Source organism: Sphingobium sp. WR1 (genome assembly GCF_059693745.1).
This window is the reverse complement of record NZ_JCATID010000005.1, coordinates 1-22912: the sequence shown is the minus strand read 5'-3', so window position 1 is coordinate 22912 and position 22912 is coordinate 1. Positions and strand designations below refer to the sequence as shown.

21 protein-coding genes and 2 pseudogenes are annotated in these 22912 nt (G+C 64.5%); 15 read left to right on the top strand and 8 right to left on the bottom strand.

All coding sequences use genetic code 11. The annotated features are described in order from the left end of the window. Positions 1-14: 14 nt before the first annotated feature. From AC58EF_RS08110 to AC58EF_RS08100, 3 genes are read right to left on the bottom strand one after another with little or no spacing between them, the layout of a single operon-like run. Positions 15-1838 carry a hypothetical protein gene (locus tag AC58EF_RS08110; protein ID WP_497275484.1) on the bottom strand — a complete coding sequence of 608 codons (1824 nt, stop codon included), beginning with the start codon at positions 1836-1838 and terminating at the stop codon, positions 15-17. Then, positions 1828-2298 carry a hypothetical protein gene (locus tag AC58EF_RS08105; protein WP_497275482.1) on the bottom strand — a complete coding sequence of 157 codons (471 nt, stop codon included), beginning with the start codon at positions 2296-2298 and terminating at the stop codon, positions 1828-1830. The genes AC58EF_RS08110 and AC58EF_RS08105 overlap by 11 nt, the downstream gene beginning before the upstream one ends. A gap of 39 nt (positions 2299-2337) precedes the next feature. Further along, positions 2338-4638 (bottom strand): DNA/RNA non-specific endonuclease, encoded by a 2301-nt coding sequence (locus tag AC58EF_RS08100; protein ID WP_497275480.1) that lies wholly within the window; start codon positions 4636-4638, stop codon positions 2338-2340. A 326-nt stretch (positions 4639-4964) separates the two neighbouring features. On the opposite strand from AC58EF_RS08100, the pseudogene AC58EF_RS08095 reads away from it, so the two are divergent. Together AC58EF_RS08095 and AC58EF_RS08090 are read left to right on the top strand one after the other, a co-directional pair. Beyond that, a pseudogene (locus AC58EF_RS08095) lies at positions 4965-5995 on the top strand (IS110 family RNA-guided transposase). Between the two features lie 100 nt (positions 5996-6095). After that, positions 6096-6620, top strand: a pseudogene (locus AC58EF_RS08090) (tyrosine-type recombinase/integrase); the annotation flags it as partial. Between the two features lie 430 nt (positions 6621-7050). On the opposite strand, the gene AC58EF_RS08085 reads toward AC58EF_RS08090, so the two are convergent. Then, the gene (locus tag AC58EF_RS08085) at positions 7051-7848 is read right to left on the bottom strand and encodes an SDR family NAD(P)-dependent oxidoreductase (protein WP_497275478.1); all 798 of its coding nucleotides are present in this window, start codon (positions 7846-7848) and stop codon (positions 7051-7053) included. 182 nt (positions 7849-8030) lie between these two features. On the opposite strand from AC58EF_RS08085, the gene AC58EF_RS08080 reads away from it, so the two are divergent. From AC58EF_RS08080 to AC58EF_RS08020, 13 genes are all read left to right on the top strand, one after another. Further along, positions 8031-9293 (top strand): thiolase family protein, encoded by a 1263-nt coding sequence (locus AC58EF_RS08080; protein ID WP_497275476.1) that lies wholly within the window; start codon positions 8031-8033, stop codon positions 9291-9293. 112 nt (positions 9294-9405) lie between these two features. Next, positions 9406-9810, top strand: coding sequence for a hypothetical protein (locus AC58EF_RS08075; protein WP_497275474.1), 405 nt, complete (start codon positions 9406-9408; stop codon positions 9808-9810). Positions 9811-10018: 208 nt separating this feature from the next. Continuing rightward, complete coding sequence (locus tag AC58EF_RS08070) at positions 10019-10447, top strand: organic hydroperoxide resistance protein (RefSeq protein WP_497275472.1); 429 nt, start codon at positions 10019-10021, stop codon at positions 10445-10447. A gap of 43 nt (positions 10448-10490) precedes the next feature. Further along, positions 10491-10649, top strand: a complete 159-nt coding sequence (locus tag AC58EF_RS08065) for a hypothetical protein (RefSeq protein WP_497275470.1) — start codon at positions 10491-10493, stop codon at positions 10647-10649. After that, a complete protein-coding gene (locus AC58EF_RS08060) occupies positions 10643-10879 on the top strand; it encodes an OsmC family protein (RefSeq protein ID WP_497275469.1) in 237 nt (78 codons plus the stop codon). The genes AC58EF_RS08065 and AC58EF_RS08060 overlap by 7 nt, the downstream gene beginning before the upstream one ends. A gap of 33 nt (positions 10880-10912) precedes the next feature. Then, a complete protein-coding gene (locus AC58EF_RS08055; protein ID WP_497275467.1) occupies positions 10913-12109 on the top strand; it encodes an acyl-CoA dehydrogenase family protein in 1197 nt (398 codons plus the stop codon). A 25-nt stretch (positions 12110-12134) separates the two neighbouring features. Beyond that, on the top strand, positions 12135-12956 hold the full coding sequence (locus AC58EF_RS08050; protein ID WP_497275465.1) for an enoyl-CoA hydratase-related protein: 822 nt from the start codon (positions 12135-12137) through the stop codon (positions 12954-12956). A 24-nt stretch (positions 12957-12980) separates the two neighbouring features. Next, a complete protein-coding gene (locus AC58EF_RS08045) occupies positions 12981-14207 on the top strand; it encodes a CaiB/BaiF CoA transferase family protein (protein ID WP_497275464.1) in 1227 nt (408 codons plus the stop codon). Positions 14208-14222: 15 nt separating this feature from the next. Continuing rightward, complete coding sequence (locus AC58EF_RS08040; RefSeq protein ID WP_497275462.1) at positions 14223-15140, top strand: hypothetical protein; 918 nt, start codon at positions 14223-14225, stop codon at positions 15138-15140. A 15-nt stretch (positions 15141-15155) separates the two neighbouring features. Beyond that, positions 15156-16127, top strand: a complete 972-nt coding sequence (locus tag AC58EF_RS08035; protein ID WP_497275461.1) for a 3-hydroxyacyl-CoA dehydrogenase NAD-binding domain-containing protein — start codon at positions 15156-15158, stop codon at positions 16125-16127. A 13-nt stretch (positions 16128-16140) separates the two neighbouring features. Beyond that, positions 16141-16857: a hypothetical protein gene (locus AC58EF_RS08030; protein ID WP_497275459.1), complete on the top strand. Its 717-nt coding sequence runs from the start codon at positions 16141-16143 to the stop codon at positions 16855-16857. Positions 16858-16867: 10 nt separating this feature from the next. Then, on the top strand, positions 16868-17488 hold the full coding sequence (locus AC58EF_RS08025; RefSeq protein WP_497275457.1) for a DJ-1/PfpI family protein: 621 nt from the start codon (positions 16868-16870) through the stop codon (positions 17486-17488). A gap of 72 nt (positions 17489-17560) precedes the next feature. Continuing rightward, a complete protein-coding gene (locus AC58EF_RS08020) occupies positions 17561-18493 on the top strand; it encodes a LysR family transcriptional regulator (RefSeq protein ID WP_497275456.1) in 933 nt (310 codons plus the stop codon). On the opposite strand, the gene AC58EF_RS08015 is transcribed toward AC58EF_RS08020, so the two are convergent. The 4 genes from AC58EF_RS08015 to AC58EF_RS08000 form a co-directional block, all read right to left on the bottom strand. Beyond that, positions 18490-19089, bottom strand: coding sequence for a TolC family protein (locus AC58EF_RS08015; RefSeq protein ID WP_497275454.1), 600 nt, complete (start codon positions 19087-19089; stop codon positions 18490-18492). The genes AC58EF_RS08020 and AC58EF_RS08015 overlap by 4 nt on opposite strands. Positions 19090-19093: 4 nt before the next feature. Further along, positions 19094-20062 (bottom strand): alpha/beta fold hydrolase, encoded by a 969-nt coding sequence (locus AC58EF_RS08010; protein ID WP_497275452.1) that lies wholly within the window; start codon positions 20060-20062, stop codon positions 19094-19096. 41 nt (positions 20063-20103) lie between these two features. Further along, positions 20104-20892, bottom strand: a complete 789-nt coding sequence (locus AC58EF_RS08005; protein ID WP_497275450.1) for an alpha/beta fold hydrolase — start codon at positions 20890-20892, stop codon at positions 20104-20106. Between the two features lie 82 nt (positions 20893-20974). Further along, the gene (locus AC58EF_RS08000; RefSeq protein ID WP_497275449.1) at positions 20975-22276 is read right to left on the bottom strand and encodes an epoxide hydrolase family protein; all 1302 of its coding nucleotides are present in this window, start codon (positions 22274-22276) and stop codon (positions 20975-20977) included. Positions 22277-22912: the final 636 nt, after the last annotated feature.

Here is a 22912-nt window from a genome sequence, read left to right as displayed (position 1 = left end):
GGCATCCAATCAGCCTATATGGTATCGGAAACAGGAGTTTGATGCTTCACAGGCCGCCAGATGAGCAATGTGGCGAAAATAATGCCCGCAAGCTGGGGCAACGCGAGGCGTAGCCAGGCCGCTGAGGCAAGGAGTTTCGTGTCATCGAGATAGTCACTGACCCGGAACGCGGTGATGCTCACGCCATCACGCGCCGTCGCCGGCAACCAATAGCCTCTGTTAGGTTCGTCATTCTGGCTCGACCAGCCGTAAGCGATAGCTTCGGCTACGGCTTGCAGTTGCGGTTGGAAAAAGCCGTAGCTCACCAGCAAGGAGCAAAGGGCAACGAGCGCCCCCACGACGAAGATACGGAAATTTGACGGGTGCCGTATTTTAACTGTCCGGTTGATGGCAAGATAACTGCCGCCGGCGATTATAAAAGCGAGCGGACATAGAGCGCCGCCGATCGCTTCCCATGCGAAGCGAAAAAATTCTGCCAGCGTCGTTCTAACATCGCCAAAGACATCGGCATCGCTCGCCCCAAAGCCGCCTGGCATGACGAGCATGGCGGTTAGATGCATCGCGAGATAAGCAAGCCCTTCGATGGAGATCAGCGGGAGCGCCTGAAGAGCAAGCGTGCCGATGGCCAGCACCGTTGCCCGGGCCGGCGACAAAGCGAGTCGTCCCGCAACGACCAGCACAGAACCGACAGTCAGCCCCTGCAAAAGAGCCACCGACAGCGCAAGAAGAAGTCGATCCCAGCCCTGGCTGCCTTGATGAAATTGGAGAAACCATAGGCACAGGATGGCAATAGTAAAATAGCGCATCTTAGGCGTCGCGAGCCGCTGAGGATCGCGCAGAAGAGCGACCCGCTCGCGCGACGGAAAGTGGCTGAGCACAGTAGAAATATAGGCAAGTCCTTGATCGAGCATTGAGACGGGCTTCACGGTCGCGTCCCGTTCGACTTGTGACGAGAATTCCTTTAGCCCGCCGCCCCACAAGCCGGCGCTGACATCGGCGCGCATTTCGGCAAGGGCGACAAGCAAGCCGGAATAGCGCTGCAGCGCATAGCGCCCGAGCAGCAGAGGCAGGACCACGATCAGCGTGGCGAATGCGATCGCAGCGTGGACAAGCACGATATTGGCCAGGTTTGGCGATTTTGGAAACGGGCCGAAGTCGGTCAGGATGACCACGACCGCGGCGGCGAACAGACAGATCAGCATCGCCCAATTCGCCGAGAAGAGGGCTGCGCCCGCCAGCAAGCTTTGCAGGCGGATCGCGGGAAGGTCGTCGTGGACCAGATGCGCCATTTCATGCCGAAGGATCGTCAGGCCGAGCGGGTCGTTTTGGACAAGTCGGGTTGCGAGGCCCGAGCTGATCTCGATCGCGCACCCGGTGGGGCCATCATATGCGTGGGCGGTGATACGAAAATTAGGTAGGCAGATGAGCCGTGGCGCGCTGCCAGCACCGCCAAGATCCCGCCAAACACGCTCGTAGATTTCGCAAAGCTTTGCCCCCTGTCGATCTGGCAGGCGCATTCCGACGATCAATGCAGCCTGATCCGCCTTCGCGCGCTGTGCACGCTCGCGAAACCAGCCAACGGTCAGCGTGACGACAGGCAAGCCAAAGCCGATCAGCCAGGGCGCGAGCGCGCCGGGACCGCTCGACATGTCGTGTTCAGCGACGCTGGCTAACGTGATGAGCGCAAAGGCGAACCCTAAGGAGAACATCAGGGCGGGTAACCAATAGCCGAGCAATGGGACGAGCACGAACAAGAAGAGAATGCGGTGAACGCGAATTTCGAGGCTCGTTGCGTCGATGAGCCATTTGTCGATTACTGGGATCGCCTCAGGGCGCAATCAACGTCTCGGCTAGTCGAGGGTTATTGAGCGTGACAATCAGCTTGTCGGCCTGCTCCGCATTGAGTCCCGACGTGATCGCGATCGAATGCAATTGCTGTTCGGCCTCGCTCATCCCCTCAGGCGTCTTCAGCTTGGCGACAAAGAGCGATTTGACCTTTTCGACCGTGAGGTCTGCCAGCGCCTTGCCGCCCTTGTCGACCAATGCCTTGCTGTAGCTCCGCCAGACCATCCGACCGAGCTCGACAAATAGGATTGGCAGTAGCGGACCGATGAACTCCATGCCGAAGTCGCCTGGGCGGACGTCCTGCGACGCGGCAGCCTCCAGCTTCGCAGAGAAATCGGAAGAACTCTTAGCTTCTTCAAATAGCTGACCAAGGCTTTCCGCTGCAAATTCATCCTCGTCTGCGCGGAGCATCCCGTCCGCGAGCCAGACCGCGAAATTGTCCTCCTCGTCCATCATGTCCCCCCGTTGTTCGCACAGATCTGCGCGGGCCAGTTACTTTTTTCGCCGCCGCCTCCGCGAAAGCGGGATGTCGCTCGCCTGATCGACTCGTTCCTCCGCAGCCCCCTTGCGCACATCGGCGTCACGCACAGCCTTTCCGAAATCGAGGCCGGTCGCGTCCTCGACCGCGGTGATCGTCGACAGAAAGTCTTCGACCTTGTCGAGTTCGCCCTCGTCCATGAAGGCTTCCGCCGCGCCCAGCGCTTCGCCGCCGGTAAAGAGCGCCTCGGGCCAGACCTCGATCAGTTGGCTTTGATCGACGATCATCGCGAGCGATTGCAGATCGCCGTCTTCGACCCAGACTGTGACCTTGAAGAATCTGCCCGGCACGAGGACGCCGCGATAGTCGCGATCCTCGTCGGTGAAAATCGGGCCTGTGAACGAGGTGACGCGCTGCTTCTCGGCGACGGCATTACGCAGGACGTAGTTTTCGGCGGCGCGCCACAGCTGGCCGCGGCCGGTGCCAGGTTTGTTTTGCGCGGCGGTGCCCTGGTTGAAGAAGCCTACCTGCGGCGAGCAGTTGGTCCAGTGGAAGCTGTCTTCCTCGGCCAGGAGCGCGATGCTGTCGTCGCCCCAGCACGGATCGAGCCGGCGCACGAGATGTCCTTTCTGGAACATCCGCGCGATGCGGCGCTTGTCGTTAGGATTGGGGAAGCCCGGGATCACCTGCTTTGCGTAGAAGGCCTCGCCGGTATACTCGTCCGGCTCAATGCGGGGATCGCGACGCCATGTGTCTGCCTCGGCGTCGGTCGTCATCGCTTCCAGTCCGGCGCTGTCTGGCTTGAGCGGCGTGACCCGCTTCGTATCGCGGTCGATGCTCTTGGCCGATCGGCCATCGATGTTGCAGGCGGTGAAGAAGGCGAGCTTGCGCTCGCCATTCATCACCAGACTGAAGTGATGATATTTGAGCTCGAAAGGATCGTCGCCCGCTTCGGCAGTCTGGTTGCGCGCCGCCACTTGCTGCTGTTCGTCGGACAGCGCGGGCATCGGCACGTCGAAACCTGGCAGAAAACCGCGCTTGTAGCCGCTTCGGTCGCGGTAACGGTCGGCCGTCGTCCGCTCGGCGACCGGCGGGGTGTCGCTTTGCACCGCTGCCGGCCCGGCCGGCGCCATCGGCGCGCCGGCCAGGGCCGGGATCTGCACCGACAGCTCGAGCGGAATGGTCCAGGTCACCCGGCCGGTCGGATCGACTTTGGGCGTTTGCGTGCCGGTCTGGCCCCGGCCGACCTCGTCGCTCGGCTCCAGCTTGATCGGATTGGTCTCCGGCTGCTCGCCCATATCGAGCGCCGCAGCGATCCGCGCGCGTGTCGCGGCCGGCATATCGCTGAGCCGCGCGCGCAACTGGCGCACGATGGCGCTGACACGGATGCCTTCGTTGATGTCCACGCGCGCCGGCGTGCCGTCGTCGCCGAACACTTCGCGCCACGGACCGCCCCAGTGATGGAGCGCGATCGGCCGCCATTCGCTATTGAATACTGGCGAGCCCGACGAGCCGGGCTCGGTGTCGGCGACATAGTGGAGGGCGTTGTCATAGCGGCCGACCAGGCGGTTCTCGCGCAGGACGACCTCCTTGTAGCGACCGCTGGGATGTTGGACGATATTGGCGAACTCGCCGAGCATATGCTTGTCGCCAGCATCGGACAGGCCGCTCCAGCCGAAGGTCTCGATCGGTAAATTCCCCTGCAGCAAGGGGCCGACCGCGACGATGGAGTAATCGAGCCCGTCCTGCGTGTCGGGATCGGTGACGAACAGGCTCGGATCGATTCTGAACCGCGTCACCGAGCGGCGATTGCCGACGATGTCGAGTTCATAATCGAAATCGAGGGCGAGTTCCTTGGCGAACTGCGCCGAAGGAATGACGTGGTTATTGGTGATGAACAGGCCGTTCCCGATCAGGAAGCCGCTGCCGAGCGGGGTCTCATTCTCATACGAAACCCGACCGACCGCGCGAGCGATCCGCGCGCCTTTTTCGAGGAAGCTCACGTTGACGAAGTCGACAGTGTCGCCCCAGATTTTCTCCGGACCGCCGGTGCTAGGCAAGACCGCCTTGGTGAAGGCAATCTCCGCGCTGTCCGCGAGGTCACGCACGGTGCCCATCGATCGGATCGTCGCGTCGATCGCTTCCGCTTCGCGATGGGACAGGTTAGCCTTGCTCTGGAGCCGCGCTACCCGGCGCCCGGTGTCTGGCTCCGCCGCGAGCGGATTGCCGGCGTTGGCGGCCTGCATCGAATGGGTGATTTCATTGTGATTGGCGCGCAGCCGTGACTTGATCGTTTCAACAGATGTCGGAGTCATAGAATCCCCCTGTCGCCCGGCAGGACAATAGCATGGTTAAAGACGGATTCGAACATCTTGCTGCGTTCGATTTGCGACAATTAGCATGGGCAGCGTTATAATTCGGCGTCAGACAGAACAATTATTTCAAAATAAAGGAAAACCTTTTGCTCTCCGCCTAATGCCGTCTGAAAGCCGCCTCGACGGGCGGACGTCTTCATTGGCTTCCTAGACGCCGTAATGGGCCGGCGTCTCACGGCTAGGCAGTTGGGTGGCTGTCCCTCAGAATGATGGTGTTGGAAACGAGGTCCGAGCGATCGGCCTCAAGCATCATGAGAGGAACAGCCATGGAGCATTATGCCGGAATCGATGTCTCTCTGAAAAAGAGCAGCGTGTGCATTGTGGACGCGAAGGGCAAGGTGGTTCGCGAGGCCAAGGTCGCCAGCGAGCCTGAATGCCTCGTCGGCTATTTCGACGAATTGGATTTGTTGGTGGTCCGCGTCGGCCTTGAAGCAGGTCCGCTTTCTTAATGGTTGCATGCTGCCCTTGCCGCATCAGGGCGGGAGGTCGTGCTGCTGGAGACCCGGCACGTGAAGGCGGCGCTTTCAGCCATGACGGTGAAGACCGATCGCAAGGATGCGCGGGGAATCGCGCAGCTGCTCCGCATGGGTTGGTATCGCCCGGTTCACGCAAAGTCATCACCCGCCCAGGACACCCGGGCGCTACTGGTTGGACGCAAGCTTTTGCAGGGCAAGCTTCTCGACGTGGAGCTGAGCATTCGGGGCATTCTGCGCGGCTACGGATTGAAGGTTGGCGAGATCAGCCGTGGTCGCTTCGAAGCGCGCATTTTCGAGCTGATCGCAGGACACGCCACGTTGTCGATGGTGTCGGCGGGATGCTGGCAGCGCGGTCCGCACTGTGGGGTGAGTTCACGAGGCTCCACCGGGAGATGCTGAAGATTGCCCGTACGGACCAGGTGTGCCAAAGATTGATGACGACCCCTGGGGTTGGAGCGCTCGTCGCCCTGACCTGTCGATCGGCTGTGGACGATCCGACCCGGTTCGGGAAATCGAGTACGGTGGGTGCCTATTTCGGGCTCACACCGAAGAAATATCAATCGGGCGAAACAGACCGGGATGGCGGCGTCAGCAAAGTCGGCGACGCCATGGCGCGGACGGCTCTGTTCGAGGCAGCGCATATCATGCTGACGCGGGCGACGCGCTTTTCCAGCCTTAAGCGCTGGGCGCTGAATGTGGCCCAGCGTCGCGGCATGAAGCGTGCAAAGGTGGCTCTCGCCCGCAAGCTTGGCGTAATCCTGCACCGTATGTGGATGGATACGACCGATTTCCGCTGGGGCGCGGCGCCGATGGCAGTGTGAGGCAAGATATCTGATTGAGGCGGACCGGATAAAGGTCAGCTTCGAATGAGGTCCCGTCGCTGGGACGCAGGCTTGGCAAGGTCGTGTGTAGTGCTGTGATCGCCTCTACCTCAACCACCGCCGCCGCCTGCGAGATCGTGCACTGTTCGATCTGGCGATCGACAGCAAGCTCCGCGGTTGCGACCTCGTGCAGATGAAGATCGGCGATCTTGTCAGCGGCGGGCAGATTCGAACGCGGGCGATCGTGATGCAGCAGAAAACAGGGCGGCCCGTTCAATTCGAACTGCTGCCAGATGCTCGGGCCAGCTTGTTGGCATGGCTCGAACGTCGGGGCGGCACAGTGGACGACTATGTGTTCCCAAGCCGGGTTGATCACAATGGGCACCTGAGCACACGGCAGTATGCTCGGCTTGTCGACGAATGGGTGTCAGGGGTCGGCCTCATGCGGAGCGAGTATGGCACCCACTCGCTTAGGCGAACGAAGGCATCGATCATCTACAGGGCGACCGGCAATCTACGGGCTGTCCAGATTCTTCTCGGTCATAGCAAGATCGAGAATACCGTGCGCTATCTCGGAATCGACGTGGAGGATGCGCTTGCCCTTGCCGAAAACACCGAGATCTGAACCCTTGGGCGCCCGTTTCCGGTAGAGAGCCGGACACGTGCGCCTGGGACATGTACGTTCGCGCGCGACCGGCCCGACGGCAGCTTTCGTCAGAAGCAGACGTTCAACATTAGCCCGGCCGGCGTCGAGTAGGACAGAACCCGGGCCGGGAGCAGAAGGTCTGCTTCAGGCCTATATTCTATGACAGGGGACATCAAGGATATGTAACTCGCTGCCCCTTGGCGACCTCTCGCCTAATTTCACTTCATGATCTGAGATACGCGGGGCTAGGCTTACGCCTGCACCATCGCCTCTTCCGCGCGGCGATGGAGATTTTTTGGCAACAAGATCCCATCTCCCCTGCAGCACCACCATCTGCGGGTCGAACTCGGCGAGGGGCACTCTGGTTCAGGAGTCGCCCCTGATTAACCGGGAAAGCCCGTGAAATGGTTCAGGCGGTTGCCTGGTAACGCGGAGCCGGGCTGGCGCTGGAGAGCTTGCCGGCCATCGCCATACGGGCCTCCTCATAGGCTTCGTACAGCGTGCCATCCTGCAGCGAAGGAATGCAGGCGAACTCGCCGCGATCGAGCCCGACCAGCGCCGCATCGACTAAGTCCTCGCCGCGCATCACGGTCGCGCTGGGCAGCAACTCGACCGGGCGGCCGGCGATCTCCCAGAAGTCGGTCGCGGTCGCGCCAGGCAGCAGCACCTGGACGCGGACGCCGGTGCCCTCCAGCTCGTGGCGCAGGTTCTGGCTGAACGCGACGACGAACGCCTTGGAGCCGCCATAGACGCCGTTGAGCGTCTCCGGGTTGATCGCAACGATCGAGGCGATGTTGATGATCGTGCCCGCGCCGCGAGCGATGAACTCCGGTACGACGGCGTATGTCAGCCGCGTCAGCGCGGTGACATTGACCGCGATCAGCGACGTCATCTGGTCGACATCGGAGTCGATGAGCTTCAGCGCGCCGCCCAGACCAGCATTGTTTACGAGCATCGTGATGGCCGGCGTAGCCTTCAGAAAGGTCTCGACGCGGGCGAGATCGGCGGGGTCGGCCAGATCGGCGGGAAGAATGTCGACCTTGCGGCCGGTCTCGGCGCGGATGCGCTCGGCGACCTGCGCCAGCTTGTCGGCGCTGCGGGCGACCAGGACGAGGTCATAGCCTCGCGCCGCGAGGCGATCGGCATAGACGGTGCCAATCCCGGTCGATGCGCCGGTTACGACGGCGGTTCCCAATGCATGTTCCATGACGGTAGCTCCTAGACCCTGTGGGAAGCGTCGCTCTGCGCGACCTCCGGCAACGTCGAGATACCTAATGGTGTAGATTGGCAGCGGCAGTGCCGCGGAACGATAAGCAGCCTCTCGAAATGCCGCACTGTACGATCGCCGGCGCAGTTCCTAGGTCCGCAGGACCCTATTGGAGAAATGCCATGACCCGTTTTGCCCAGAAGACCTATATCGCCGCCGGCCTGCGCACGCCGTTCGGCAAAGGCGGTGGCGCGCTTGCCGATTATGACGCCAGCAGCCTGTCGGTCCCGCTCGCCAAGGCGATGGCCGACCAGGCCAGGCCGGACCTGTTCGCCTGGGGCACGGTGATCCCCAGTCTGGGCTGGAGCAACATCGCCCGCGAGATCTGGCTCGATGCCAAGCTCGATCCCACCGTGCCGGCCTATTCCACCATCCTCGCCTGCTCGACCAGCATGGTCGCGGCGCTCACCGTGGCGGGGCTGCTGGGCGGCGACAAGGACCTCGCGCTGGTCGGCGGCGCGGAGGTGATGAGCAATCCCTTTATCGGCCTCACGGTGGAAGCTTCCAAGCGGATCACCAAGCTGTTCCGCCAGAACCCGGCCGAGGCGATGGCCGCGCTGCAGGGGCTGAGCGCGAACGACCTCACCCTGCCGATCAAGGGCTGGGCCAATCGCATCACCGGCCGCACGATGGGCGACCATATGGAGGAAACCGCCAAGATCTGGTCGATCGGCCGCGAGGCGCAGGATGACTGGTCGCTCAAGAGCCATCAGCGCGCGGTTGCGAGCTGGGAGAGCGGCTTCTTCGACGATCTCGTCCTGGCGCTCCCCGAGATCAGCCGCGACGCGCATCCGCGCGCCGATACCTCGGCCGAAAAGCTCGCCGCGCTCAAGCCGGCGTTCGACAAGACGGGCAGCGGCTCGCTGACCGCGGGCAACAGCTCGCCGATCACCGATGGCGCCGCCGCTTGCTGGGTCGCAACCGAGACCGGCCTGACCCGGCTGCCGGAAGGGACCTTCCATGCCGAGCTCGTCGATCACGAGATCGCCGCGGTCGATCACGCTGTCGATGGCCTGTTGATGGCGCCGAGCTTCGCGATCGCGCGCCTGCTTGCGCGCCACGGCCTCAAATATGCCGATGTCGCGTTGTGGGAAATCCATGAAGCCTTCTCGGCCCAGGTGCTCGCCAATGTCGCGGCACTCGAGAAGCCGGGCTGGACGCGCGACCGCGTGGGCATCGACTTTGATTTCGGGCCTTTCCCCTGGGATCGGGTCAACCCCAATGGCGGTTCGGTGGCGATCGGTCATCCCTTCGCCGCGACCGGTGCGCGCGACCTGAGCCAGGCGGTGAAGGAGCTCTGGGCGATGCCTTCGGGCAGCTATGCGGTCGTCAGCATCTGTGCCGATGGCGGGCATGGCACGGTGGCGCTGCTGCGCCGCCCGTGATCCCGGAACAGCGGCGGAATGAGAGGGCTCCTCTCGTTCCGCCGGTCTGCTGGGCGGGCGCGGGCGCGCCTAACTCTCCTTCGTGAAGTCCTCACATTTGGGAGAAGTCGTCATGCATCCGTTACGTGAATTGCGCGAAGCCGGTAAACCCACCCAGGCGCAGGTGAGCGCGCTGCTCGCCGACAATGTCGTGTTCAACAGCCCGATCCTGATCCGCGCGATCGACGGGCGCGAGACCGTCGCGGCGATCTTCGCCCAGTCGAGTTCCACGCGCGGATCGGGCGCCTATACCGCCGAGTACAAGGTCGATGACCGCACCACTTTCCTGCGCTGGGAAGGAACGATGGACGGCCACAAGCTTGAAAGCTTCGAGGTCATCATCGACAATGAAGAGGGCAAGATCGTCGAGCGCACGATCGCGCTTCGCCCGTTTCCGGCAGTGAAGCTGTTCCGCGACGCGATGTATGCCTCGCTCAAGGACAAACTGCCGGACGATGTGTGGGATTATGCGGACTAATCCCCGCTACGCCCTATTCGTTGCACAAGGCGCGGTCCCGCCATCGGGGCTGCGCCTTTTCATATGTGCGCAGCTTCCGATGCTCCGTTTCCGAGAGGCTGGTTATCACTTTCCATGGCTGCCGGCCGCCGCCGCGCCTCTCTAGATAAATCGGCGTCGCCAGACGTCGCTGAACGTGGCGCCTCGCGTTTCCAGAGGAGTTACGAAGATGAGTTCGAAGACCCTGTACACTGCGAACGTCCACACTGTCGGCGGCCGCGAAGGCGCCGCGCGTAGCACGGACGGCCAGCTCGACATCAAGCTTTCTTCGCCCGGCTCGGGCAAGCCCGGGACCAATCCCGAGCAGCTATTCGCCGCCGGCTGGTCCGCCTGTTATGAAGGCGCGCTGGGCATCGCGGCCAAGGAAGCCGGCGTCGCGCTGCCGGCGGAGACCGCGGTCGATGCCCAGGTCGAGCTGCATTTCGGCCTGGACGAGGGCTATTTCCTCACCGCCGAGCTCGACGTGAGCCTTCCGGGCGTTCCGGAAGAGACCGCCAACTGGCTGGTCGAGCGGGCGCACCAGGCCTGCCCCTATTCCAAGATGACCCGCAATGGGATCGAAGCACGCGTCGCGCTTCGTTCGGCGGAGACCGCCTGACCCACACCTGCCGGGCGAAATGGTTCGAACAAGGAGATCCGAGATGAGGAATAATCTTCAGACCAGGCCGGTCGAGAATGACCGGGTGCTCGAAGCCGGGATCGAATGGATCGTCGCCCGGCAGCTGGCGCCGTTGCAGGACGAGCTGACGCGCCTGCGCGCCTATGTCGAGGCGCTGCGCGCGGTGGTCGAGCCGTGGTGACCGCCGCTCCCCAGGCCGAGCCGTTCGCGCTCGCCGAGGCAACCGGCGCGGGCCTCTTCCAGGCACGCGTCCGGAGCGGCGGCCACGACCTGCTGATGAACGAGCCGGTCGATGTCGGCGGGCTCGATACCGGGCCCAACCCGTTCGGTCTGCTGCGCGTCGCCCAGCGTTGCCCGGTGCATCTGCTGCTCGAAAGCGGCGCGGACACGCCCATTTCGCTCGCCCCCTGAACCCCTTTGCCAAGACCCCTGAAAGGAACCGACATGGCCACTGCAATCAAGCCTTCGGGCCCCAAGCCGCTCCCCGTGCCGCATGGCGATTTCTACCATATCGAAGGCACGCTGACGCCGGACGAACAGGCGATCCTCACCAAAGTTCGCGACTTCATGCAGACCAAGGTCGCGCCGATCATCAACGAATATTGGGTGCGCGATGCGTTCCCGTTCGAGCTGATCCCCGAGCTCAAGAAGCTCGATATCGGCAACCTCCACGCCCAGGGTGTGCGCGATCGGCTGATGGGCATGCTGATCATGGAGATGTGCCGCGTCGATGCGTCGTTCGCGACCTTTTTCGGCGTGCATACCGGCCTATCGATGGGCTCGATCGCGCTGCTCGGCTCGGAGGAGCAGAAGACGAAATGGCTGCCCGCCATGGCCGCGCTCGATCGGATCGGCGCCTTCGGCCTCACCGAGCCGCTGGTCGGATCGGGGACCGGCGGCGGCCTCACCACCACCGCGAAGCGCGACGGCGACAGCTGGGTCCTCAATGGCCAGAAGAAATGGATCGGCAATGCGCCTTGGTGTGACATAACGGTGATCTGGGCGCGCGACGTCGAGGACAATCAGGTCAAGGGCTTCATCGTCGAAAACAAGACTACGCCGGGCTTCAGCGTCGAGAAGATCGAGAACAAGATGGCGCTCAAGGTCGTCCAGAACGGCCTGATCACGATGACCGATTGCCGCGTGCCCGAGGCCAACCGGCTGCAGAACGCGAACAGCTTCCGCGACACCGCCCATGTGCTCAAGCTCACCCGCTCGGGCGTGGGCTGGATGGCGACGGGCGTGCAAATGGGTGCCTATGAGGCTGCGCTCAAATATGCGCAGGAGCGCGTGCAGTTCGGCAAGCCGATCGCATCGTTCCAGATGGTGCAGGACCTGATCGCCAAGATGCTCGGCAACCTCACCGCCAGCCAGGCGCTGATGCTGCGCCTCGCCGAGATCGAGGAAGCCGGCAAGCTGGAGGACCAGCACGCCTCGCTCGCCAAGGCCTTCACTACGGCGCGGATGCGCGAGACGGTTGCCTGGGCGCGCGAGATCTTCGGCGCCAACGGCATCATCGTCGACAATGATATCGGCCGGCTCTTCTCCGACGCGGAGGCGCTCTATTCCTATGAGGGCACCTTCCAGATGCAAAATCTGATCGTCGGCAAGGCGGTCTCGGGGTTCAGCGCCTTCGTCTGATCCCCCTCCAACCAGGAGAAACATCATGACTTCGCTTCAGGCCGCTTCGGCGGCCCAGGGAACCCGTGTGCCCGCGCTCCAGCTCGAGACCATGGTCTATGAGAAGGCCGACGGCATCGCCTATCTGACCTTCAACCGGCCGGCAGTGTTCAACGCCGTCGACGTCGCGACGCTCACCGATATGCGCACGGCGCTGGCCGATGCGCAGGCGGACGAGACGGTCCACGGCGTCATCCTCACCGGCGCGGGCGACAAGGCCTTTGCCGCCGGCGCGGATATCTCCGGCCTCGCCACGCTCGATGCGATCAAAGGGCAGGGGCTCAGCGCCTTCATCCAGGAGACGCTCGGCCTGCTCGAGACGCTCGGCAAGCCGGTGATCGCTGCGATCAACGGCTTCGCGCTGGGCGGCGGCTGCGAAGTGGTGATGGCCTGCACGCTGCGCATCGCCGCTGAGCACGCCCGGTTCGGCCAGCCCGAGGTCAAGCTCGGCCTGCTGCCGGGCGGCGGCGGCACCCAGCGGCTGCCGGCTTTGGTCGGCAAGGGCAGGGCGCTCCAGCTCATCCTCACCGGCGGCATGATCGGCGCCGAGGAGGCGCACCGCATCGGGCTGGTCAACGAAGTCGTTCCCGCCGCCGATCTGATCGCGCGGGCCGAAGCGATCCTGCGCGAGATTGCCGCCAACGCCCCGCTCGCCATCCGCTACGCGTTGCTCGCGGCGAATGCGGACGGGGAGGCGGGCTATGCGCTCGAGGCTTCGTATTTCGGCCTGCTCGCCGGCACCGAGGATCGCCGGGAAGGCACCGCCGCCTTTCTCGAAAAACGCGCGCCGCAGTTTCGCGGACGCTGACGCACGCTCTCCAGGAGACTGAACATGACGGACGAAAACATCTTTTCGGGGCTCAAGGTCGTCGACCTGTCGAGCTTCGTCGCCGGGCCGGGTGCCGCGGTCATCCTCTCCGATTTCGGGGCGGAGGTGATCAAGGTCGAGCCGCCGCATGGCGATCTGTGGCGGCGCGCGAACAAGACGCCGATCCAGCCGCAATCGGATCAGGCCTATCAGTGGCACCTCGCCAATCGCAACAAGCGCGGCATCGCGCTCGATCTCAAATCGCCTGGCGCGCACCAGGTGCTGTTCGAGCTGGCCAATTGGGCGGACATATTCATCGTCAACACCCCGCATGAGGCGCGCCGCCGTCTGCAGCTCGAATATGAGGATGTCGCGGAATGGAATCCGCGACTGATCTATGCCGATCTGACCGGGTTCGGCGAGAACGGCCCCGATGCCGGGCTGCCGGGGTTCGACATCACCGCCTATTGGGCCCGCAGCGGGCTGCTCGCGCTCACGCGTGACGCCGGAGCGCCGCCGCCCTGGCCGGTGAGCGGCAGCGGCGACAACGCCACCGCAGTCGGACTCTATGCCGCGATCGCGACCGCGCTCTATCGGCGTGAGCGCACCGGCAAGGGCTCCTATGTCACCACCTCGCTGCTCGCCGAGGGCGTGTGGTCGGCCAGCGTCTCGATCCAGGCCGCGCTAGCCGGTGCCCATTTCCCGGCCCCGCATGACCGCGCCAATCCGGCCAACGCCGCGATGAACCATTATCGTGCGGGCGACGGCGCGTGGTTCGTGCTGATCGTCACACCGGACAAGTTCGCCGCCGTCGCCAATGCGATCGGCCGTCCGGAGCTACTCACTGATCCGCGCTTCACCAGCGCGGAGGCGCTGGCGGAAAATATGGGCGCGCTCGCCGCGATCTTCGACGAAGTGTTCGCCGCGCATCCGATGGCGCACTGGCACAGGGTGCTGACCGAGACCTATGCCACCTTCGGCGAGATCAACGGGCCGGAGGCGGTGATCGCCGATCCGCAGCTTACCGCGAACGGCATCGTCGTGCCGCTCGAAGGCGCCGGCGGCACGATGACCCGGACGATCAGCAGCCCCTTCCAGATCCACGGCGTCGCCAAGGCACCCGCCCGGCGCGCGCCCAGCATCGGCGAGCATACCGAGGAGATCCTTAGCGAGCTCGGCTTCGACGCGAAGAGCATCGAGGCGCTGCGCCAAGAAGGCGTCATCCCCAGCGCGGCCAAGCGCGCCGCCTGACCCGAAGGAAGGATCATGACCGTGCATCAGCTCTTCAAGCCAGCGCGTGAGCCGGCCACCTCCCGCACCGGCCGCCTATTCGTCCTCGAGCTGAGCGGCGGGCGGATCCACGCGATGAACCCGGACGGTTCGGGCCGCCGGGTCATCGTCAGCGATTGCCGCCACCCGGACGGCATCGTCGTCGATGCCGAGGCCAGGCATATCTATTGGACCAATATGGGCGTGCCCAATCAGGGCGACGGCTCGATCGAACGCGCCAATCTCGATGGCGCCAACCGGGTGGTGATCGTGCCGGCGGGCGTCGCCTTCACCCCCAAACAGCTTCATCTCGATAGTGCCGGCGGCAAGCTCTACTGGTCGGATCGCGAGGGGATGCGCGTGATGCGCGCCAATCTCGATGGGTCGCATGTCGAGACGCTGATCGAGACCGGGCATGGCGATGCCGATCGGCGCGACGCGAGGCGCTGGTGCGTGGGGATCACCGTCGATCCGGTCGGCGGCAAATTCTACTGGACGCAGAAGGGCGGCGACAATGAAGGCGTCGGCCGCATCCTGCGCGCCGGGATCGACATGCCGCAGGGCGAAGACCCGGCGCACCGGTCGGACGTCGAGCTGCTGTTCGGCGCGCTGCCGGAGCCGATCGACCTCGAGCTCGATGTCGAAAACCGCATCCTCTACTGGACCGATCGCGGCGATCCGCCCGACGGCAACACCGTCAATTGCGCGGCGATCGACGAATGCGATGCCGAGCCGCAGATCCTTGTCACCCGTCTGATGGAGGGCATCGGCATCGCGCTCGACGTGCCCGGCAACCGCATGTTCGTCACCGATCTGGGCGGCTCGATCTACGTCGCCGAGCTCGACGGATCGCACAAGCGCACCCTGCTCGGTGTCCAGGGCAATCTTGCCGGCATCGCCTACGCCGAAATCTGAACCCGGAGACCTGACATGACCGACCGCAACATCCGCCGCATCGCCATTGTCGGCAGCGGCGTCATCGGCGCGAGCTGGGCCGCGCTTTACCTCGCCAAGGGGTTCGAGGTGATCGCCACCGATCCCGCGCCCGACGCGAGCCACAAGGTCCGCAACTTCATCCAGAAGGCCTGGCCGGCGCTGGAGCAGCTTGGCCTCGCGCCCGACGCCTCGCTCGACAAGTTCGCGTTCAATGCCGATCTCGCTGAGGCGCTGGCGAGTGTCGACTTCGTCCAGGAGAATGGCCCCGAGCGGATCGAGCTCAAGCAGCAGCTTTATGGCCAGCTCGACGCGCTGCTGCCGCCCGATGTGATCATCGCGTCGAGCTCGTCGGGGCTGCCGATGAGCGAAATCCAGCGCGGTGCCACCGCGCATCCCGAGCGCTGCATCATCGGCCACCCGTTCAACCCGCCGCACCTGATCCCGCTGGTCGAGCTGGTCGCGGGCGAGAAGACCGCGGAAGACGCGATCCGCCGCGCCGATGCCTTTTACACTGCGATCGGCCGGCGCACGGTGCGGATCCACAAGGAGATGCCGGGCCATGTCGCCAACCGGCTGCAGGCCGCGCTGGCGCGCGAAGTCTATTATCTCGTCACCGAAGGCGTGGTGAGCGCCACCGATGTCGATACCGCTTTGTCCTGGGGCCCCGGGCTGCGCTGGGGGCTGATGGGCAATATGATGCTCAACCATCTCGGTGGCGGCGGCGGCGGGATCGAGCATTTCCTCGCGCAGTTCGCCGTACCAATGATGCGTTCGTGGAAGAGCCTGGGCCAACCCGATCTGACGCCGGAAGTGCAGCAGCGGCTGATCGACAGCGTGCACGAAGAAGTCGGCGGGCGTAGTATCGAGCAGCTCGAGATCGAGCGCGACGCGCTGCTGCTCGGCCTGCTCGATTTGCGCGCGCGCCACGAGGCCGCGGCTTCGGCGCCCGACGCCAAGGCCGCCTGAGGGGAGGATGGACATGCCATTGCTGGACGATGTGATCGAAGCGCATGGCGGCCTCGCCCGCCGCGCGGCATTCGAGCGGGTGGAGGCGGACGCCGTCACCACCGGCGGGCTGTTCCCGCTCAAGGGCCTGGCCACGGATACGACTCGGCGGCGCATGTCGGTGTGGTTGCACGAACTGCGCGCTTCGGTCTCGCCCTTCGGCGCGCCGGATCAGCGCACCGCCTTCACCGCCGATCGCGTGGCGGTCGAGAAGACGGACGGCGCGGTCGTCGCTGAGAGCCGCGATCTTCCGGGGCTGTTCGCCGGCCACGGGCTGAGCACGCCCTGGGGCCCGCTCCACCGCGCCTATTTCAACGGCTATGCGATGTGGCTCTACCTCAACTCGCCCTTCGCGCTTGCGATGCCCGGAGTTGAGGTTCGCGAGCTCGATCCGTGGCGCGAAGGCGAGGAGGAATGGCGGGTGCTGCGCGCTTCCTTCCCTGGCGACATGGTCACGCACAGCCGGCAGCAGGACCTTTATTTCGACAAGGCGCTCGACCTTCGCCGGCACGATTATCGCGTCGACGTCGCCGGCGGCTTCGCGGCCGTGCAACTGGTCAGCAATCCGGTCGAGGTCCAGGGTATCCGCGTGCCCACGCGGCGCCGCGCCTATGTCCGCGGGCCCGACAATCGGCCGGTCGAGGATATGCTGATGGTGTCGATCGATCTAAGCGACGTGCGATTCAGCTGAGGAAGCGTTGATGCAGATTGCGATCCTGACCTTCGATGGCTTCAACGAGATCGACTCCTTCGTCGCGCTCTCCATCCTCAACGGGATGAAGGCGCAAGGCTGGGCGGCCTATATCACTGCGCCCACCGAGCAGGTCCGCTCGATGAACGGCGTCGTCGTCCAGCGCCAAAAGCCGCTCGCGTTCGCCGCTGAGGCCAATGCCGTGCTGATCGGCAGCGGCATCCTAACGCGCGACATCGCCGCTGACTCCGATCTGCTCGCCCGGATCAGGCTCGATCCTTCGCGCCAGCTCATCGGTTCGCAATGTTCGGGCGCACTGCTGCTGGCGAAACTTGGATTGCTCCAGGGGCATCCAGCCTGTGCCGACCTGACGACCAGGCCCTGGCTGATCGAGGCCGGCGTCGAAGTGCTCGATGCGCCCTTCAATGCAAACGGCAATGTGGCGACCGCGGGCGGCTGCCTTTCGTCGCAATATATCGCGACCTGGATCATCGCTCGCGGCGCTTCGATGCGCGCCGCCGAGGAGGTGCTGCATTATGTCGCCCCGGCCGGCGAGGAAGCGGCCTATATCGAGCACGTCCGCGCGGCGGTCGCTCCATTCCTGCCTGCGGACAGAGCTGCCGCCGCCTGAGCCCGGGCGGCCCAGCTTGGCACCCGCATCGCGTACCGCTATTGTCGCCCGACGCAGGCGATGGGGGATCGCATGGACCGTCTCGATGCAATGCAGGTGTTGTTGGCCGTCGTCGATAGCGGCAGCCTCTCGGCCGGCAGCCGCAAGCTCAACGCGCCATTGCCCAGCGTGAGCCGCAAGGTCGCCGATCTCGAGCGCCATCTCGGCACGCAATTGCTGATCCGCACCAGCCGCAACGTCCAGCTTACCGATGCCGGGCGCGACTATGTCGATGCGGCGCGTCAGATCGTCGCCCAGATCAGGGACGCGGAGCTGCGTGCGTCGGGCGAATATGAAGTGCCGCGCGGCGAGCTGAGCATCACGGTGTCCATGGCATTCGGGCGGCTGCACGTCCTGCCGCTCGCCTATCAGTTCCTGTGCGACTATCCCGAGATCAACCTCAACGTGCTGTCGGTCGATCGCACCGTGCATCTAGTCGAGGAGCGGGTCGATGTCGGGTTCCGGCTCGGCGCCCTCGAGGACAGTTCGCTCCACGCGACCAAGCTGGGCGAGTTCCGCATGCTGACCTGCGCCAGCCCCGCCTATCTGGAGCGCGCCGGCTACCCAGTCTCGCCCGCGGACCTCGCCGGGCACGAGAGCATCGTCTTCGCGCCGATCCGCGACACCGCATGGATCTATCAGCGCGACGGGCAGAGGGTGATGGGCGCGCCGCACGTCCGCGTCTTCTCGAATTCGGCCGCAGGCGCGGTCAGCGCCGCGGCCCAGGGCATCGGCATCGCGCGCTTACCGAGCTACCAAATCTCGAAGGAACTCGAATCGGGGGCCTTGGTCACGGTGCTCGACGATTGCGACGAACGCGCATTCCCTATACATCTGATCTACGTCCGGCAGGGCCTGTTGCCGCTCAAGACCCGTGTGTTCATCGACTGGATCACCCCGAGGCTGCGCAAGGCGATGTCCGACATCTCGAAGCTCGAACCCGCCGCACGGGCGCGCCCAATCTAGAAGCGCGCCTCGCCGTCGCCCGGCGACCAGCCCCCACCCATCGCCTGGAACATCTCCACGCGTGCCAGCAGCGCGTCGGCGCGCAACTGGACGAGCGACAGCTCAGCGCTTAGCAGGCTGCGCTGTTCGTCGAGCTGCTCGAGATAGGGCGAAGAGCCCTCGCGGTAGCGGTTGGTCGCCAGCCGTAGCCCCTTGGCCCATGTGTCGCGCTGCGACTGGGCGAGCAGGATTTGCCGGTCGGCGAATTTCACCGTCGCCAGCGCGTCTTCGACTTCGCGGAAGGCCGTGAGCGCGGTACGGCGATAGCCCAACGCCGCCTGGTCGCGTTGCGCTCCCGCAATCAGCAGCAGATTGGCGGTGACGTTCGTCATGTAATAGGAAGCGATCAGCCACGCGCTTTCGTCGGTGTTGAGCCCGAGCGTACCCTGCGCGAAGTTCAGATTGACCGCGACCAGCGCGTTGCCCAGCCCGCCGGTGATCCCGATCAGGCAGCCGATGATGAAGTAGATCACTCGCCGCCGGGCCGGATGATCCGGATTGGCGGGCGATCCCGGCAAGGTCGGCCGCTCATGGAGCTTGAAGACATAGGCCGTCATCGTCCTATCCCATCGCGGCCATGTCGATCACCGCTTGGGCGAAGGCGGCAGGTGCTTCCTGGGGTAGGTTGTGGCCGATGCCGCCGGTGATCGTCCGGTGCTGGTAGCGGCCGGTGTACTTGGCAGCATAGGCGACGGGCTCCGGATGCGGCGCGCCGTTGGCGTCGCCTTCCATCGTGATCGTCGGCACGCTGATCACCGGCGCAGCGGCGAGCAGTTGCTCGGTCGCGTCGTAGCGCGGTTCGCCCTGTGCCAACCCCAGCCGCCAGCGGTAATTATGGATCACGACCGCGACCTGATCGACATTGTCGAGCGCCGTCGCCGAGCGCTCGAATGTCGCGTCGTCGAATACCCAGCGCGGCGAGGCCGTCTGCCAGATCAGTCGGGCGAAGGCATGGCGGTTCTTCTCATAGCCCAGCCGACCGCGCTCGGTCGCGAAATAGAATTGGTACCACCATTGTTGCTCGGCTTCGGGCGGCAACGGCTTCTGCCCCGCTGCCTGGCTACCGATCAGATAGCCGCTGACTGCGACCAGCCCCTTCACCCGTGCCGGCCAAAGCGCGGCGATGATGTCGGCGGTGCGCGCGCCCCAGTCGAACCCGGCCAGGATCGCGCTGGGGATACCCAGCGCGTCCATCATCGCGACGGTGTCGAGCGCCAGCGCCGCGGGCTGGCCGTTGCGCAACGTATCGGCCGACAGGAAGCGCGTTGCGCCATAGCCGCGCAAGTAAGGCGCGATCACGCGAAAGCCCTTGGCTGCCAGCACCGGCGCGACTTCGGCAAAGGCGTGGATGTCGTAAGGCCAGCCATGAAGCAAGATCACCGGCGCGCCCCCCGCCGGGCCATATTCGGCATAGGCGATCTCGAGCAGGTCGGTCCGCACCGTCTTGAGCGGCGGCAAGGCCGGCGGCTCCGCCACACCGGCAAGAGCCGGCACGACGGGTGCCACGACGGCGATTATCGCCGCCCTCAACAGCGTGCGGCGAGTCGGAGCGATCGTTTCCATAGCGTTAACTACTGCGCCTTGGCCACGTTTGCAGCATCTTCGATCATCGTTGCGACTTCGTGCGGATGCGAGATCATCACGACATGCGAGGCGCCGGGTATCTGGACGACCTTCCTGGCGCCGGCACGCGCGGCCATGAACTGCAGCGCCGCCGGCGGGATGGCGAGGTCCTTCGAACCGAAGATCGTCCAGGACGGGATCGATTTCCACGCCGCGACGCTTACCTTCTCGTTGCCCGCTTCGTTGGTCAGCGGACGCTGGGCATAGCCGGCGATCTGCGCCACCAATGCCGGCAGATCACCCGCGAAGGCGGCGGCGAAGCGATCGGTGCGGATATAGAGGTCGTGCAGACCCTCGGGCGTCGTCACCGGCTGCGCCAGCACATCGCCAAGCACCGAGCCGGGGAACTTGCCGGCGAGCTCGAAGCTGCTCTCGCCGACATCGGGCGCGAATGCGGAGACATAGACCAGAGCCTTGACGTTGGGCGTGTTCGCGGCGGCCTGGGTGATCACCGTGCCGCCATAGCTATGGCCGACCAGCACGACCGGGCCGTTCACCGAATGGACGATCGAGGCGACATAGGCGGCGTCGCTCGCCGCGCCGCGCAGCGGATTGGCCGCGGCGATCACCGGATAGCCGTCCCTGGTCAGCTCGGCGACGACGCCGTTCCAGCTGGTCGAATCGGCAAAGGCGCCGTGGACGAGCACGATGGTCGGCATCCGGGCGGGCTCGGGCGAAGGCGCGGCGGCGGTGAGCAACAGGCCGGCGGCAATGGCGGCGGATTTGAGGAAAGGCATCGGAAAGGGTCCTTTGTAGGGGAGCAGAGGGTTGGGTGGCGCGCTTGGGGGACTGCGCGCCGCCCGGCTCCGCTCTGGGGGATCAGCGGAGCGAACGGAACGCGGTGCGCATCTCGCCGGCAAAGGCGGCGGGCTGCTCCCAGGCGGCGAAATGGCCGCCCTTGGGCATGCGATTATAATGGATCAGCCGGGGATAGGCCTTTTCCACCCAGCTGCGCGGCGCCTGATAGATCTCGTCGGGGAACGCGCTGATCGCCGCCGGCAGCTTGACGCCCTTGGGCGCGAAGAAGGCGAGCTTGCTCTCCCAATAGAGCCGGGCGGACGAGACCGCGGTGTTGGTCAGCCAGTAGAGCGCGACATTGTCAATCAGGTCCTCGCGCGACAGGCCTTCTTGGGCACCGTCGAACACGCGGGTGATCAGTCCCATGCTGCGCGCGTCATGGTCGAACATCCATGCGGCCAGCCCGATCGGCGAATCCGCCAGCGCGTAGAGCGTCTGCGGGCGCTTCGCCATCTCGGTCGCATAGCCCAGGCCGTTCTTGTAGAAATCGTCGAGCTGGCCATAAGCGCGCTGCTCGTCGGCGGAGAGGCCGGCAAGTGCCGGGCCGCCCGTGGCGAGGGCCTTGGCGATGTCGTCGGGGATCGAGGCGGGCATGTTGGTGTGGATGCCGATCAGGCCCTGCGGTTCGAGCAGCGCGAGCTGTTCGGTCACAGCATTGCCCCAGTCGCCGCCCTGGGCGACATAGCGGGAATAGCCCAGGCGCTGCATCAGCACGGCCCAGGCCTTGGCGATGCGGATGGGATCCCAGCCGAGCTCGGTCGGCTTGCCCGAAAAGCCATGCCCGGGCAGCGACGGGATGATCACGTCAAACGCGTCCGCCTCGGTGCCGCCATGCGCAGTCGGATCGGTCAGCGGGCCGATGATCTTGAGCTGCTCGAAGATCGAGCCTGGCCAGCCATGGGTGATAAGGATCGGCAGCGCGTTCGCATGCTTCGACTTCACATGGATGAAGTGGATGTCGACGCCGTCGATCTCGGTGACGAAATTGGGGAGGTTGTTGAGATAGGCCTCGGCCTTGCGCCAGTCATAGCCGGTCGCCCAGTAGCGCGCGACCTTCTGCATCGTGGCCAGCTTCAGGCCCTGCGAGGTATCGGCCACCGTCTCGCGGTCCGGCCAGTTGGTCGCCAGGATGCGGCGCCGCATGTCGGTCAGCTTCGCCTCGGGCACATGGATGTGGAAGGGGCGGATGGCAGCCGGACCGGTGGGGGCGGACGCCGTTTCCGCGATCGCCTTGAGAGGCGCAACGCCGGCCAGGCCGACTACACCCGCGATCGACGTGGCGGCAATGAAGCCCCGTCGGTTGAATTTAATATCAGCGTGCATCGTTGATCTCCGATCGGGCGGCGATCAGGCGCCGCGGAACCGACCGGGATATGCGACCGTCGAAGCGGCCACGGCAGATGTTGAAATCGAAAGCAACCCTTCCACGCGGTGAAAGGTGGAGTGCGTGGGGGCGGTTTCATCCGTATCTGCTGCGTCCACTTTTTGGGAGCTCGGAATACGAAAGGAATGCTGTTGAAGCCTCCTAGCATTCGGAAACGGCCAGTTTATTTGCGGCATTCAATGCACGCGTAGATAAGCATGAGCCTGCTGAGCTAGTCGCCAAACGCTAGGCGTAACCTATTGCTCATCCCCTTTTTAACTTTGCCCCTGACCGCTTCCTGGACAGGCAAGACGGGAAGCTGCGTGACAGCAAAATCACAAATGTTGGGCATTCTGGGGTCGTTCAGAGCGAGATGAACGAATGACGGGTTTCGAGATTGCGCCGAACGCATCCGAACGACTGAGTTTGGGGCGCCTTCTTGACGGACTCCATTGCAGCGGTCCATCGGCAACCTCTGTCAGGAGCAGACGTTCGCGGTGCCTGATTTTAACGACCGGCTCTGGTCGGCTGCTGCTATATGATTACCCCTTCGCTATCCGCGTCATTGCCATTCGCACACTGGTCAGGTCTTTCCC